The sequence below is a fragment of the Desulfuromusa kysingii genome (assembly GCF_900107645.1).
Classification (GTDB): domain Bacteria; phylum Desulfobacterota; class Desulfuromonadia; order Desulfuromonadales; family Geopsychrobacteraceae; genus Desulfuromusa; species Desulfuromusa kysingii.
Map to the genome: position 1 here is coordinate 343,216 of NZ_FNQN01000003.1, position 15,316 is coordinate 358,531.

Annotated in this window: 12 protein-coding genes; 6 read left to right on the top strand and 6 right to left on the bottom strand. The window is 46.5% G+C overall.

The window, feature by feature from the left end:
• Positions 1-61 precede the first annotated feature (61 nt).
• Positions 62-979 carry a YeiH family protein gene (locus tag BLU87_RS06920; RefSeq protein ID WP_092346079.1) on the top strand — a complete coding sequence of 306 codons (918 nt, stop codon included), beginning with the start codon at positions 62-64 and terminating at the stop codon, positions 977-979.
• A 26-nt stretch (positions 980-1,005) separates the two neighbouring features.
• On the opposite strand, the gene amrA is transcribed toward BLU87_RS06920, so the two are convergent.
• Positions 1,006-1,545 carry an AmmeMemoRadiSam system protein A gene (amrA, locus tag BLU87_RS06925; RefSeq protein ID WP_092346081.1) on the bottom strand — a complete coding sequence of 180 codons (540 nt, stop codon included), beginning with the start codon at positions 1,543-1,545 and terminating at the stop codon, positions 1,006-1,008.
• Positions 1,546-1,752: 207 nt separating this feature from the next.
• On the opposite strand from amrA, the gene BLU87_RS06930 reads away from it, so the two are divergent.
• The 5 genes from BLU87_RS06930 to BLU87_RS06950 all read left to right on the top strand — a co-directional run bounded on the left by BLU87_RS06930 (position 1,753) and on the right by BLU87_RS06950 (position 5,930).
• Positions 1,753-2,286 carry a tetratricopeptide repeat protein gene (locus BLU87_RS06930; protein WP_245706407.1) on the top strand — a complete coding sequence of 178 codons (534 nt, stop codon included), beginning with the start codon at positions 1,753-1,755 and terminating at the stop codon, positions 2,284-2,286.
• Positions 2,283-2,786, top strand: coding sequence for a hypothetical protein (locus tag BLU87_RS06935; RefSeq protein ID WP_092346085.1), 504 nt, complete (start codon positions 2,283-2,285; stop codon positions 2,784-2,786). Before BLU87_RS06930 ends, BLU87_RS06935 begins: the two co-directional genes overlap by 4 nt.
• A gap of 80 nt (positions 2,787-2,866) precedes the next feature.
• Entirely contained in the window at positions 2,867-4,195 is a 1,329-nt protein-coding gene (gene miaB / locus BLU87_RS06940) for a tRNA (N6-isopentenyl adenosine(37)-C2)-methylthiotransferase MiaB (protein ID WP_092346087.1), read from the top strand.
• Between the two features lie 16 nt (positions 4,196-4,211).
• A complete protein-coding gene (locus BLU87_RS06945; RefSeq protein WP_092346089.1) occupies positions 4,212-4,865 on the top strand; it encodes a histidinol phosphate phosphatase domain-containing protein in 654 nt (217 codons plus the stop codon).
• Positions 4,866-5,930, top strand: a complete 1,065-nt coding sequence (locus BLU87_RS06950; RefSeq protein WP_092346091.1) for a M42 family metallopeptidase — start codon at positions 4,866-4,868, stop codon at positions 5,928-5,930.
• A gap of 64 nt (positions 5,931-5,994) precedes the next feature.
• On the opposite strand, the gene cfa is transcribed toward BLU87_RS06950, so the two are convergent.
• The 5 genes from cfa to BLU87_RS06975 form a co-directional block, all read right to left on the bottom strand.
• Entirely contained in the window at positions 5,995-7,113 is a 1,119-nt protein-coding gene (gene cfa / locus BLU87_RS06955) for a cyclopropane fatty acyl phospholipid synthase (RefSeq protein WP_092346093.1), read from the bottom strand.
• Positions 7,114-7,387: 274 nt separating this feature from the next.
• Positions 7,388-8,893: a phosphohexomutase domain-containing protein gene (locus tag BLU87_RS06960; protein ID WP_092346095.1), complete on the bottom strand. Its 1,506-nt coding sequence runs from the start codon at positions 8,891-8,893 to the stop codon at positions 7,388-7,390.
• A gap of 167 nt (positions 8,894-9,060) precedes the next feature.
• Positions 9,061-10,809: a DEAD/DEAH box helicase gene (locus tag BLU87_RS06965; protein WP_092346097.1), complete on the bottom strand. Its 1,749-nt coding sequence runs from the start codon at positions 10,807-10,809 to the stop codon at positions 9,061-9,063.
• A 99-nt stretch (positions 10,810-10,908) separates the two neighbouring features.
• Entirely contained in the window at positions 10,909-13,416 is a 2,508-nt protein-coding gene (locus BLU87_RS06970) for an efflux RND transporter permease subunit (RefSeq protein WP_092346098.1), read from the bottom strand.
• Between the two features lie 140 nt (positions 13,417-13,556).
• Complete coding sequence (locus BLU87_RS06975) at positions 13,557-15,176, bottom strand: fumarate hydratase (RefSeq protein ID WP_092346099.1); 1,620 nt, start codon at positions 15,174-15,176, stop codon at positions 13,557-13,559.
• Positions 15,177-15,316: the final 140 nt, after the last annotated feature.

Sequence of the window (15,316 nt, forward strand, 5' to 3'; positions counted from 1 at the left end):
GGAAAAGCACTAGTGTGCCAACCACGAATTGAACCATATAACTTCAGTGGAGAAACTTTCGATGACGAAGATCATTTTTATCTGTTTGTTGGCGCTGTGCATGGCACCGGTTGTAACAACACCGATGGCTCTAGCGGGTGGAATTGTTTTCAGCCTTGTGTTTGGTAACCCTTGGCCCAAGGAGTCAACCAAAGCCAGTCAGGTCCTTTTAAAGTTATCAGTGATTGGTTTGGGATTCGGACTCAGCATTCAGGAAGTCTGGCTGGTCGGGAAAGATTCTGCTGGTTATACGATTTTGGGAATTGTGATGACGATCAGTGTTGGCCTGCTTCTTGGCCGTATGCTGCACCTGAAAGGGAACACCGCAGCGCTCATCTCGTGCGGAACAGCTATCTGTGGCGGCAGTGCTATTGCAGCAATGGCTCCAGTATTGCGTTCAAAGGATGATGAAATCGCTGTGGCTCTGGCAACGGTATTCTCTTTGAATGCCGTGGCATTGCTGTTGTTTCCTTTTGTCGGTGAATTGGTCGGTTTGACTCAGCATCAATTTGGCTATTGGGCTGGAATGGCGATTCATGACACCAGCAGCGTTGTTGGTGCTGCAGCAAGTTATGGCGCTGAAGCATTGCGTACCGGGACCACGGTAAAGTTGACTCGGGCCGCATGGATTGCTCCTATCGCGATGGCTGCCGGATTGTGGTTGCGGTCGGAGCAAAAAGCCAAGTTTCCCTTATTTATCGCTGGATTTGTAATCGCTGCCATTCTCCATAGTCTGGTGCCGCAGTTGGCTGGTCTCTGGGAAATATTGAGCGCTATTGCCAGACAGTGTCTGGTTATCACTCTGTTTTTAGTGGGCTGCGGTTTGAGTCGCAGTGTCTTGCAGCGGATTGGTCCACGTCCATTGTTACACGGGGTCACACTGTGGATCTTTGTCAGCTCGTTAACGTTGTTGGGGATTACCCAGCATTTGATCCAGTAGCTTTTAACGGAGGGGGGCGCCCACCTTTATTCGTGGATAATCTCACCACTGAAAATAAACAGTTCTGCCTCTGGGTGTAGCCATGAATTTTCCGGGAGACCGGCTTTGATACAGGTTTGTTGTAAAAAAGTCTCCCGATCCCATCCATATTCTGTCGCTACCTGTGGCAGTAATACCCCCCGGTTGCTCCCTTTGATGATGTAGATCCCATGGGTTCCAACGATAATCTGATTGATATCTGATATTTTTTCAAGAGGGGAGAGGATGGTGATCTCCAGCTCGAAGTTGTCCAGATCGGCCCTATCCATCGGTTTGAAACGTGGGTCATGACATGCCGCCGCGACAGCCATGGCTGCAACCTCTTTGAATAAGGGTTGTTGTGCTTGGAAATGACCGATACAACCACGTAATCGACCCTGTTGGGTGATTGTTACAAAACAGCCAGATTGAGTCGTAAGTGGTCCTTCTTTTCGGGGTTCCAGACGATAGGCTTCATTGTTGATCTGGTGAGTGATGGCATCTCTGGCAATTGTCAACAACTCTGTTGCATCAGTTTTAGCAAGCATAAATCCTCCTTAAATGTACTCGGTTCTTGTCACCCCCTAGGCGCTTCATTTATAATCATCCTTTTGCGGGTATGCAATAATTTTATCATTTTCTCAATGGTCTTGGTGGCTATGAACTATCTTCTGGTTTTGCTGTTTACGCTGTTAATAAGTAGTTGTGCGGGTCCTCCTCCCTCTGAATATAGGGATGCTGAATCGTTGACTCAAGTGCCCCTAGGTCAGGAAGCCAGACTCGGGAAAGTGCTCTATGAGCAGTCTTTACAGCAGTTGCGTGATACCGCACCTGAAGCCTATCTTCTCCATCAGCAAGCACATGCTGCTGAAGTCCGGGGAGATATGCAGGTGGCTATTGAACTTTATCACTCCGCAATGCAACAAACTCCTGACAACAGTTTTTTGCTGACCAGCTTGGGTTTGGCTTATTTGCGGATTGAGGATACAATCCCGGCGCGGCGTTATTTACTTAAAGCGGTAAACGTTGACCCTGGTTATTATAAACCCCGCTTAGGCTTAGGCTATATCTACTTGCAGAATCAACAATACCAACAGGCTGTGACCCAATTGGAAGAGTCTCTGCAGCAGCTAGCAACAGTGGAAGCGGCTTTTTTACTGGGTCAAGTGAAAGAGGCACAGGAGGATTTAACCAAAGCTCGGGAGCTTTATCTAGCGGTGGTCCAAGCTGACAGGGATGGCAAGTTGGGGACAGCAGCAGCGTCCCGGTTAAGGAGTCTACCAAGATGATTCAAGGAAGTTTTAATTGGTCTTTGCAGGATGGAGAGACCATTCTCTGGCAAGGGCGACCAGCACCCCGTTGTTACACTTTTCGGCACTGGTTGCAGGCGACAATCGGGACAATTCTCTATTTGGCCAGCTGCTTCTGGTTGATGGTGGGTGTGGAACTGGTCCGTAGCCAAGGTTATTCCTGGTGGCTCGCTATTGCCCCTTTTCTGATTGCTCTCGCGGCATTTGCGGTGGGACCGGGGCAGTTGATCATGGCTCGATTACGCTGGGAAAAGGTTTTCTACGCGCTGACTGATCAGAGGTTGTTAGTGCGTAATCGCATGTTTAAGACGACCACCAACTCTTATCCTCTGTGTCATTTCAAGAAAGTGAAGCAGAAACATTACGGTGAGCATCTATCCAGTTTGCGATTATCTTTTCAAGAGACTCAGCCGGTGACCTTAGAGTGCATAGAACATCCTGAAAACTTTCTTAACTTACTACCGCAGGGCGATTCCTGATCTGTGGATTGTGTTTGACATGGCAAGAAACAGATCGCTATGATGCGTGACCTTTTAATATCTAACTATGATGGTGATAAATGAATAAGGCTTTTTACCTGGAAACATTTGGTTGTCAGATGAATGTGGTTGATTCCGAGCAGATAGCGGCATCATTGACTTCACTGGGTTATTCTCAAGTTGGATCTGCCGAAATGGCTGACGTGATCCTGCTCAACACCTGTTCGGTTCGCGATAAAGCTGAACGCAAAGTGTATGGTCATCTGGGTCGATTTAAGCCGATCAAGGATAAACGACCGGACTTGATTATTGGTGTGGGAGGCTGTGTCGCTCAACAAGAAGGTGAGAAGATGTTGGAAAAGGTGGCTTTCCTTGATCTGGTCTTCGGAACGCACAATATTCATCGTTTGCCAGAGTTGATTCAGGACGTTGAACAGAACCGCAAGCGGGGCTGCGCTACGACTTTTCAGGACCGGGATACCCGCTTGAACCTTTTCCCTGAGCGGACGGTGCAGGAATCTGTAACCCGCTTTGTAACCGTCATGCAAGGGTGCGATAATTTTTGTTCATACTGTATTGTTCCCCATGTTCGTGGACGTGAAATCAGTCGTTCCAGCGCTGATATTTTGACTGAAGTCAAAGGTTTGGTCGCCCAGGGTGTCAGGGAGATAACTCTGTTGGGGCAGAATGTAAATTCGTACAATCTGAAAAGTGATGAAGACGTCACATTTCCTCAGTTGCTGGAACAGATAGATGCGATTGAAGGCTTGCAACGGTTACGTTTTGCCACGTCGCATCCTAAGGATTTGACCGACGAGCTGATCAATTGTTTTGGTTCGTTGGATAAATTGTGTCAACATATCCATCTGCCATTTCAAAGCGGTTCGGACCGCATTCTTAAACTGATGAATCGCTGTTATACCGTCGCAGAATATCTTGATAAGGTCGAACGATTAAAACAGGTCTGTCCGCAAATTCGTCTGACGACAGATATAATCGTCGGTTTTCCCGGTGAGACTGAGGACGACTTTCAGGCGACTCTCGATCTGGTTAAACAGGTCCGGTATGCTGACGCTTTTACCTTTCTGTACTCCCCACGTGTCGAGACCGCAGCGGCAAAGATGCCGGATGGTCAATCGGCTTTACAGAAGCAGAAACGCTTTGAACGGTTGCTGGATTTACAACAACAGATCAGTGCGGAAGTCTGGCAAGAGGATTCTGATCAGGTGTTAGCGGTTTTGGTTGAAGGGCAAAGTAAGCAGGGGGAAGGGCAGATGTTTGGCCGCACAACCTGGAATCGAATTGTCAATTTTCAGGGGCCAGCGGATCTTATTGGACAGACTGTCACTGTCAAAATAACCGGAGTCTTCAGAAATTCCCACATCGGGGAATTGGTTGAAGCTCAATAGGAAGTAGGAAGAGATCATGATAGATTTGCACACACATACTTTTTTTAGTGATGGTGAACTTGTCCCGACGGAATTAATTCGTCGTGCATCTGTTGCGGGCTATAAAGCTATAGCGATCACTGATCATGCCGATAAAAGTAATACCAAATGGTTACTGGATAATATTGTTGGCGTGGTTGATGAAATTGGCGCCGCAAATAATATCACTGTCTTGGCTGGAGTTGAGTTGACTCATGTCCCGCCACAATCTATTGCTGAAGTTGCTCAAATGGCCCGTGATCATGGTGCTGAGCTGGTCGTCGTCCATGGTGAGGCAATCATTGATCCGGTGATGCCGGGGACAAACATGGCTGCAATCAAAGCGCAGGTCGATATTCTCGCCCATCCGGGACTCATAACTGTGGAAGAGGTGAAACTCGCTGCAGAACTGGGAGTCTGCTTGGAGGTCACAACCCGGAAAGGCAATTCTCTCACTAACGGTCACGTGGTTAAGCTTGCTCTTGAATATGGGGCAAAGCTGGTCGTCAATAATGACGCTCATGCCCCGTCAGATATTCTCGCCCCAGAGTTGATTCATAAAATTGCCTTAGGTGCCGGGATGACAGAAGAGCAATATATACAGGCACAAAAAAATTCTGCTGAGCTGGTTGCTAAAGCCAAGGGCTTATAGATGAAACAGAAAGATTTTAAATTTTTAAAAGAACTTGTTGAAACCCCAAGCCCTTCTGGTTTTGAACAGCCCGCGCAACGGCTGATAAAGACTCAGCTTCAAGGGGTCGCTAATGATCTTAAAACTGATGTTATGGGGAACCTGATTGCCCGACTTGATGGTCTGGGGGAAAAAAAGATCATGCTCGCCGGTCACTGTGACGAAATTGGTTTTATGGTTCAGTACGTCGATGAGCAGGGGTTTATTTATTTTGGCGCCATCGGCGGGGTTGATCCACATCTTTCCCCGGGGCAGCGGATTAAGATCCATACGGCACAGGGTGATGTCTCTGGAGTGGTCGGTAAAAAAGCAATCCATCTGATTGAGCCAAAAGATCGAGATACTGTTATCAAGTTAAAGCAACAGTTTATTGATATCGGCTGTGCCAGTCGTGAGGAGGTTGAAGCCCTCGTTCAGATTGGTGACCCGGTCACTTTTGCCGTGGGGGTGCAAAGCCTGCAAAACAACCGCGCCACATCTCGAGCCTTTGACGACAAGATGGGGGCTTTTATCATCACCGAAGTGATGAAACGGGTCAAATTATCCGGGGAGATCGCATCTGATCTTTACACCGTATCGACGGTTCAAGAAGAGATTGGTTTGCGCGGAGCAGTCACCAGCAGTTACGATGTGAATCCCGATGTCGGTATTGTGGTTGAAGTGACCCATGCCACCGATTATCCCGATGTCGAACCTTCTGCAATTGGCAGGGTAGAGCTCGGTAAGGGACCGGTTCTTGCGCGTGGGGCAAATATCAACCCGATGCTATTTAAGTTGTTGGTCGATACTGCTGCCGCAGAAAAAATACCAGTTCAGATTATTGGTCTGCCGCGAGCCGCTGGGAATGACACCAATGTTATGCAGCTGTCACGTGGTGGCGTTGCGACTGCATTGTTGGGGATTCCTCTGCGTTACATGCATACCCCGGTAGAGACCCTCTCTCTTTCCGATTTGGATCAGGCTATCAGCTTGTTGGTCGCCGTTGTGCAGCGGATAAATGCCGGAACCTCGTTTATCCCTGAGTGAAGATACAGGTTTGGACTGAAGTTCCGCCTTTCAGATCGGAGTCATAAGTTGGTCACTCTGCGTTCTAGCGCGGATACCGATAGTTGCTTGTGAGCCCCTGTTTTGAGAGTACGATCTGCCAGAGCTGATTCTTTCTGGCTCTGAAGGATCCTGCACTGGCAAGTAAGTAGTAGTTCCACATCCGGCGGAAGCGATCATCGTAGTTCTTTTTTATCCTTGACCAGGCTTCATTGAAATTATCGTACCAGGACAATAACGTTTTATCGTAATCCGGGCCAAAGCTATGCCAATCTTCGAGAATGAAATAATCCTCAAAAGCTGAGCTTATCTGCTGGGCAGATGGGAGCATACCATTCGGGAAAATATAGCGGTCAATCCAGGGGTCGGTATGCTCAGTAGGAGTATTCGAACCAATGGTATGGAGCAGGAACAACCCATCATCCGCTAAAAGCTTTTCTACGGTTTTAAAATAGTTACGGTAGTTTTTATAACCAACATGTTCGAACATACCGATAGAGACAATCCGGTCAAAACGGCCTTGCAATTCTCGATAATCTTTGACGAGAATTTCGATTGGCAATTGTCGACAGTTATCTCTCGCTAGTGCGGCTTGCTCTTTTGAAATGGTAATGCCAACAACTTCAACTCCATAGTTTTCAGCCATATAACGGGCACATCCGCCCCATCCGCAACCGATATCCAATACCCGTTGCCCTTTTTTAAGATGTAGTTTCCTGCACGTAAGATCTAGCTTGTCTCTCTGAGCTTCCTCAAGAGTCTGAGCGTTTTTCCAATAGCCACAGCTATAAATCATTCTTGAATCAAGCATATTGATATAAAGATCATTGCCAATATCATAATGTTTCACTCCAACCTGATAGGCACGTCTTGGGGATTGACAGTTTAAGAGTTTTGCTTTCAAGGTTGTGATCATCAAGGCAATAGATTTGAAATGTTGATCAAGTTGGGCTTTCATCAGTCTGGAAACAAGTTCATCGAGAGATTCAGCATCCCACCAGCCATCCATATATGCCTCACCAAACCCCAGACTGCCATGTACAAATACGCGACGATATAAATTTTTGTTTTTAACCTGAATGTCCCAGGGGCGTTTTCCGTCAATGGAGACATCAGCATGACGGAGTAACTTTTCTGTCCACTGTTTTAAATGGGTATATGACACGACTATCCTCCTGAAAATACAAACGCGGTGGCGGTTGTATGGCAGGAGAACTTGAGAGGGTGGAGAGTGGAGAGTCTCCTGAGATACAGAAAGTCACCAATCTAAAGAAAAGAATGATATAAATAAACCTTATAATTTAAAGGTTTACTGCGGTTTTAAGGGATTGTCAAGAATCTTGGATCAGAAAAAGGCCAATATGGATTGATAATGACTTTCGCCTGTATGGTGTCAGTGATTTGGATTGAGAAGTGAATTGTTAACGCTTTAAAAAGAGCTATTCATCTGGAAGTTCAATACCGACATAAGTGGAGAGAAAGCTTTTAATTTGTGCGCTGATCTGATCGACTCCGCCAATCTGCTCACTTTCGATGTTAAGTGGCAGTTGCGGATCATGGAGGGATTTTCGCAGGAGGGCCCAACCATTGCCGGCTGTAGCGTCACAGGTGACATGAACCCCCTCATAATTATCCGCGGTGAGACTCCATCCAGGTGTCTGCGCAGCGAAAGTGGCAAAATCGGCAAGAACCTGATCAGCATAGGCGCTGAAATCAGCGACTTTAATCTTGAGACGAATCTCTTTGGCTTCAACCGGTTCGGGCAATCCGGCGATAAGCTCATCAATTGTCCCTTGGTCAGCCATTTTCAGTTGCGCTATTTTAATCAGTATTTTGGCAATCTGATAAGCACCGTCATCGAGAAAGTAATTCTCTTTAAGGGCTCCATGACCCGAGGTTTCAAGGGCCAGATAAGACTCTTTGCCGCTTGAATTAAGCCGAATCGCTTCATTGATGACATTGCGATAGCCACGCTGGAAGCGGTGGTGTTTGCCTCTTAGATGTTCCTCAATCCACCATTTGAGTCCGGTAGAGGTGACCGAGTCGGTGACCACAACTGAACCGGGGTGTTTTTCAAGAACGATGGTTGCCATCAGTGCAATAAAGCGGTTGCGGTTAATCGGTGTTCCATTTTTATCGACCGCGCCAGCACGATCAACATCGGTGTCAAAAATAATCCCAAAGTCAGCGGCGTTTTCTCTGACCGCAGTCACGATTGCAGCGATTGCCTTTGGATCTTCTGGGTTAGGGGCATGATTGGGAAACATCCCGTCCGGTTCCAGAAACTGGCTTCCGGTGGTGTTTGCACCGAGGGGTTGAAGAACTTTGTCAACAAAAAATCCGCCCGCACCATTCCCTGCGTCAACGATAATTTTTAAATCTTTGAGGGGAGTCTGAGATCCCGATTCAAGCCGAATAATGTTCACCAGATGGGCGGCATAATCGTCCATCAGTTGCACTGGGGTTACCGTGACCGAGGTTGGGGCAACACCATCACTGATGGTTTCAGCCATCTTGAGAATTTTTGTGATATCCCGTTTTTCAAGCCCACCATGACGCGTAAAGAACTTGATTCCATTGCGGTTAAAAGGGAGATGGCTTGCGGTCAACATCATGGCACCATCATAGCTGTGCTGTGTAAATATGGTCGACATGAACATGGCCGGAGTAGAAGCGAGGCCACAGTCGTATATCGAGGCACCGGCGTGCGTTAACCCTTGAAAGATGGAACCTTTGATTTTTTCAGCTGAAATGCGTGAATCATGACCCACTGAGATTTGCAATTGACGGGCCGGTTTTTCCAAGCGCTGTGCCAACCATTGAGCAAAGGCACAACCAATTGCACGGACAACGGAATCGTGTAGGGTTACAGGTTGACCTGCAACGCCATCGACAGCGACTCCGCGGATATCACTGCCATTTTGCAATTGTGACCATTCATTCACAGAAAATCCCTCGTGAACCGTATACTCTATAGCGTTTATTGTTGAGCGCTTGCTCCATCATAGCGCAACCTTATGTGATTAAAGAGATGGATTATGTGTGGGGGATATTATAAAAACGCCCCATAATAGCTATGGAACGTTTTTTTGCCACTGAATCCAACTGTTTTTTACTTGCGTCTTGTGGTTGTCGGTTTCTTGGAGCGAGAACCGTATTTCTTGAATCCTCCCGCTGTTTTACCAAATCTTTTACGTTTGGAAAAATCACTTGCAGCAGATTTTTGTGACCCTGAATCTGGACTGATCTGCAGTTGTTCATTACAAACCCAGACCCCTTTTAATTTATGTAAGACATCCTGCGACAGGTCCTTGGGAAGATCAACAAGGCTGAACTGATCAAACAGGCGAATCCTGCCAATATCACGGCTGTTGAGTTTACCTTCATTACTGATTGCGCCAACGATATTTCCAGGTTCTACACCATGCTTGCGACCGACCTCAATGCGATATGTCTGCATCTGTTCGTCACTGGTTTTTTGTTCGCGCCTTGGTCTTACGTTTCGTTCGGGGCGTTCAACCGGGATTTCTTCGGGAAGCTGATCTTCTGGATTAAGAGGGCGCTCTTTTTGCAGCAGGTAAGCAAGAGTTGCCGCAATTTTGCGATGACCAACATCATATTCACTTTGGTATTCATCTATCAGTTCTTCAAAGAATTCCATATCTTCAGATTCCATTGCTGCGGAAATCTGTTCTTTAAACTGATTGATACGCCGATTGGTGATATCTTTACGACTTGGCAATGCCATGGCTTTAATCGGCTGGCGAGTGGCCCTTTCAATGGCTACAAGCATCCGTTTTTCTCGTGGAGCGACAAATAATATGGCTTTACCTTCGCGTCCTGCACGACCGGTTCTGCCAATACGGTGGATGTAGGATTCGGTATCGTAAGGAATGTCGTAATTGACGACATGACTGATGCGCTTCACATCTAAACCCCGTGCAGCAACATCCGTTGCGACAACAATATCTAGCGATCCGTCCTTGAGGCGTTCTACCGTTTTCTCCCGCAACATCTGGGTCATGTCACCGTTCAGTGCTGCACTGGAGAAACCGCGAGCTTCCAACTTTTCAGCCAGATCTACGGTTGCGACTTTAGTGCGGACAAAAATCAGCATACCGTCGATTTCTTCAGCTTCAAGGATGCGGGTCAGAGCGTCAAGTTTATGCAGACCTTTGACTTGCCAGAATCTTTGCGAAATTTTATCGACCGTTGAGGTTTTACTCTTAATTCTAATTTCCAGCGGATTTTGTAAATGTTTGCGGGCAACATTCAGAACTTCCTTTGGCATTGTTGCGGAGAACAAGGCCGTTTGACGACCTTCCGGCGCATGACTGAGGATTTGTTCTACCTCTTCGATAAAGCCCATTTTTAACATTTCATCAGCTTCATCAATGACGACACAACTCAATTTATCGAGTTTTAAAGTCTTGCGACGTAAGTGGTCTTGAATCCGCCCCGGAGTTCCAACTACAGCTTGAACCCCACGTTGAAGTTGGCGTAACTGCTGTCCCATATTCTGGCCACCATAGACAGGTAAAACCTGAAACCCTTTCAGATGACGGGCATAGGTCTGCATGGCTTCAGCAACCTGGAGAGCAAGTTCTCTGGTCGGTGTGAGTACTAGAATCTGCGGTGCTTTGAGTTTTGGATCCAGTCGACTGAGGAGTGGAAGTGAAAACGCAGCGGTTTTTCCAGTGCCGGTCTGCGCCTGCCCCAAAAGATCACGACCCTCTAATAATGGTGGAATACTTTGTGACTGGATTGGTGTTGGTGTTTCATAACCTATTTCTTTGATGACTTTAAAAACATTGGGGGCAAGACAAAGGTCTTTAAAGGTGACTTCATTTTCTTCGGGCATAGATTTCCTGTTAGCATTTATAAAAGAATTTTGACAAAAGACACGTATCTTAGACTGATTAGCCGGTTAGTGCCAGTTATTTTATTGTCGCAAGTGTATTTACTTGGTTGTTGTTTTTGCTCTCCAGATAATGAGCAATAATGGGAGCAGGGTCAGGTTAGCAAGCATGGCGATAAACATGGCTAGCCCGGTAAAGAGACCGAAATAAATTGTCGGGAGGAAATTTGACAGGGTCAAAATTGAGAAACCGACAATAATAGTGATAGATGTGTAATACATCGCCCGTCCGACAGTATTGTGGCAACGTCTCATCGCGGCCAGGTGGTTGCCATCAATAGCGATTTCTTTGTTAAAACGGTGGACATAATGAATGGTGTCATCAACGGCAATGCCTATCGTGATCGCGGCAATGGTGATGGTCATGATATCTAAAGGGATTTTCAGCAACCCCATCAAGCCGAGAACCATTCCGGCTGAGATAAGGTTGGGGATAATCGAGATAATGGCCAAACGCAGCGACCGAAACTGGAGGATGAACATCATCATAATGACGAGAAAAACCACACCGATGGTCATGATTTGGGAACTGAAAAGACTCTGAAGGACATTATTATAGAGAACGAACATCCCCGTCAGATGGATTTGTTCCGGTTTGATATTGAATTTTTCAGTTAAATCAAGGCGGATCTGTTTTAAAAAATTGTTACGGTGCAGGTTTGGGTTTGAGTCAATGATGCGCAGCGAAAAACGGACCTGATTGCCATCAGCAGACATATACGGGCGGAAAAGGGAATCGTTGATGACATCGGGTAACTTTTTATGGATAACGGCCAAAGAGATATTGTCAAGAGGAAGGTCGTTATTCAGTTGTTGCATTAACATCATAGTTGTGGCGATGGAGAGGACCTTACCCGTCTCGGGAAGGTCTTCGAGGTATTGATGAATTTTTTCCAAGGTGCTGATTTGATAGCTATTATACCAATAGCTGCTACCAGAAAGGCCCTCGTCAGCCTTTTCATCAGCAAAGAAATCATCCTCAAAGGGATCATCATCCGTGTCCGTTTGGGTCTGTTTTTTGGGCGTAAAAAAAGCTGGATCGGCGTCAATGATAATGTCAAGCGGTGTGGTTCCCCCCAGTTGCTTGTCGATTAATTCCATCCCTTGATAGATTTCAGTTGTGGGTTTGAAATAATCGATGAAGCGGTTTTCAACCGTCAATTTGGAAATACCGATGACACTGATAATTGTTAGGGTGACAAAGATGCCAAGAGTCAATTTCCGCCGATTTTCAACCCAATGAGCACAAGTATGGGTAATTGTCCCAGTGATATCAAAGTGAGGAGTAAAGTGAAGAGGCTTTTTGTAGAGCATCAACCCCGCAGGGAAGAGGGCAAAGGAGATCATCAGAGCGAAGCTGATTCCTATGGCCATCATCCAGCCAAAATCAATGACCGGGCGAATATCGCTGGTTAAGAGGGAGGCAAAGGCAACAATAGTTGTCAGCGAAGTATAAATACTGGGAATGGCCTTGCTGCGCACCATTTCTTTAACCATTGTGGCATGATCTGCTCCGGGGATTTCGGCGTACAGTTCGTTATAGCGGACAACCAGATGAACACAGAGGGAGAGGGTGATAATCAAAAGCAATGATGTGAAGTTAGAGGAAACAACCGTCACTTTCCAGCCAACCAACCCGAGGAAGCCAAACATAAAGAGGACAGAAGCAAAACAGCAGACCATGGGCAAAATGATCCAACTCGGTCTACGGAAGATCAAGAACAGCATGGCGACGAGAAATATCAGGACTCCAAGCCCAAACGCTGCCAAGTCGTGGCGAATGAAGCTGATCATGTCGGTAACAATCATCGGGACGCCACCCAAAAAGATTTCTGCCTGATCTTGATGTTGTTTCAAGATGACGCGGATTTTAGCGATATCTTCTGCCTCTCGATCTGCCAGAACCGCGGTGTATTCATCAAACTTTTTGCTAGCCTGTTCAAGCTCAGTGGTTTCCGTCGCCGTGAGGGGCTCTGTCGACCTTTTTTCGCGCAGTGAATTTCTGGCTTGCAACAGCGAGTGGAATGTTGTGTCGCGTTTAAAGATGACTTGCAGGGCTGTTGTTTTCGCGTCTTCGCTGACCAGCAAATCTTTATAGAACGGACTAGTGTGGAATTCCTTACGGACAAGGTTTGTATCGACCCCGGGAGTCTCAAGCGTGCGGATGCCATTGGTTAAATCCCCCATGCTTAAGCGGGGGCTGTCAATCAGAGGGACATCAAGGATGCTCAGAACCGCGTCAACCCTTTCAAATTGAAGCAGACTGTTACGCAATTCGCGAAGGTCGTTTAATGTCTCGGCGCTGTAAAGGTCCTGTTTAGGCGAATAGCTGATGATCAGGAAATCGGTGTTACCGTATTCCGCATTGATCGTACGAAAGTATTTAAGATCCTGATCGTTTTCCAGCAAAAGAGAATCGGCTGAGGCGTCAAGTCTGAAGTTTTGGGCGAAGCTGCCAACACCTGTGACCAGTAGAATAACTAGAAGAATTGTCAGTAATGGGTGTTTCAGAACAAGTCGATCATAATAGGTAGCAATTTTGTCGCCCATGGATATCCCGTATTAAATAATAGAAGGTTGTCTGGTTGAGTTGAACTTGACAGATAATTACCCATTTTAGAGCAAAAGAAAAGCCCCGGCTACTGAGCCGGGGCAAATATGCATCAAATATATAGGTTTAGCAGGTTAAATTAAAGACCGAGTGTTTTGAAGAAGTCATTCCCTTTGTCGTCAACCAAAATAAATGCTGGGAAATTTTCAACTTCGATTTTCCAGACCGCTTCCATTCCGAGTTCTTCAAAGTCAATACATTCAACTTTTTTGATGTTTTGGTCAGCAAGAACAGCTGCTGGACCACCGATGGAACCGAGATAAAAACCACCATGCTTGGCGCAGGCATCGGTCACCTGTTGGCTCCGGTTGCCTTTGGCAATCATGATCATAGAGCCACCATTGCTCTGCAACAGATCGACGTAGCTGTCCATCCGTCCCGCAGTTGTTGGACCAAAGGAACCCGAGGGTTTCCCTGCAGGTGTTTTTGCCGGGCCAGCATAGTAGATTGGATGATTTTTTAAATATTCTGGCAGTGGTTTTCCGCTGTCGATGATCTCTTTGAACTTAGAGTGCGCAATGTCGCGTCCGACGACGATGGTCCCTTTGAGTCGTAGCGGTGCTCCAACTTCAAGCTTGCTCAAGTCTGCGAGGACTTCACTCATGGGACGGTTCAGGTCTATCTCCGTGCCGACACTTTTCTGGCTGCGTAACTCTTCTGGAATCAGACGGCCTGGATTGCGATCCATTTGTTCAACAAAAAGGCCTTCTTTGGTGATTTTTGCTTTGATGTTCCGGTCAGCTGAACAGGAAACAGCCATGCCGACTGGACAGGAAGCACCGTGGCGGGGGAGGCGGATGATTCTGACATCATGGGCAAAATATTTACCGCCGAATTGTGCCCCGATACCAATCTCCTGTGCCATTTTAAGAACTTTAGCTTCCAATTCAATATCACGGAAAGCCTGGCCATGTTCATTCCCCTGGGTAGGTAACTCATCAAGGTAATGTGCCGTGGCCAGTTTAACGGTCTTTAAGCATGCATCAGCGGAGGTGCCACCGATAACAAATGCCAGATGGTACGGCGGACAAGCAGCGGTACCGATAGTTTTCATTTTTTCAAGGAGGAAACTTTCAAGTTTCTCCGGGTTCAAGAGAGCTTTGGTCTCTTGGAACAGCATGGTTTTATTGGCTGAGCCGCCACCTTTAGCAATGAACAAGAATTTATAGGCATCTCCAGCGGTCGCATAAAGATCAATCTGTGCTGGCAAGTTGGTGCCAGTATTCTTTTCTTTATACATATCAAGGGCGACAGTTTGGCTATAACGGAGATTTTCTTCCGTATAGGTTTTGTAGACGCCTTCAGAGATCCGCTCTTCATCATCGCTTCCGGACCAGACTTGTTGCCCTTTTTTAGCAACGACTGTTGCGGTCCCGGTGTCCTGGCAGAATGGAAGTTCGAAGTTTGCCGAAATTTCAGCATTACGTAGAAATGCCATAGCGACAAGTTTGTCATTTTCTGAAGCTTCTGGATCACTGAGGATTTTTGCTACTTGTTCGTTATGCTCTGGACGAAGGAGAAAAGAGACATCCCGCATGGCAGTATTTGAAAGCACCGTCAAGGCTTGCGGGTCCACTTTAAGGACATCCTGACCGGCAAACTTTTCGGTAGAGACAAATGTCTCAGAACCTTCGATTTTGTAATACTTAGTTGTGTCAGCACCGAGTGGCATTGGTTCCTGATACTTGAAATCTGGCATTTTCTCACTCCTTATGGGTTAGAATAATAAATCAATAACACATATAAAAACCCATCTATTATAGGAGATTGTTATGTTGTTGTCGACTAATAACAACGGTAAAAAAATAGAGAACAATGCAAGCGATCCAGCATGTGAAT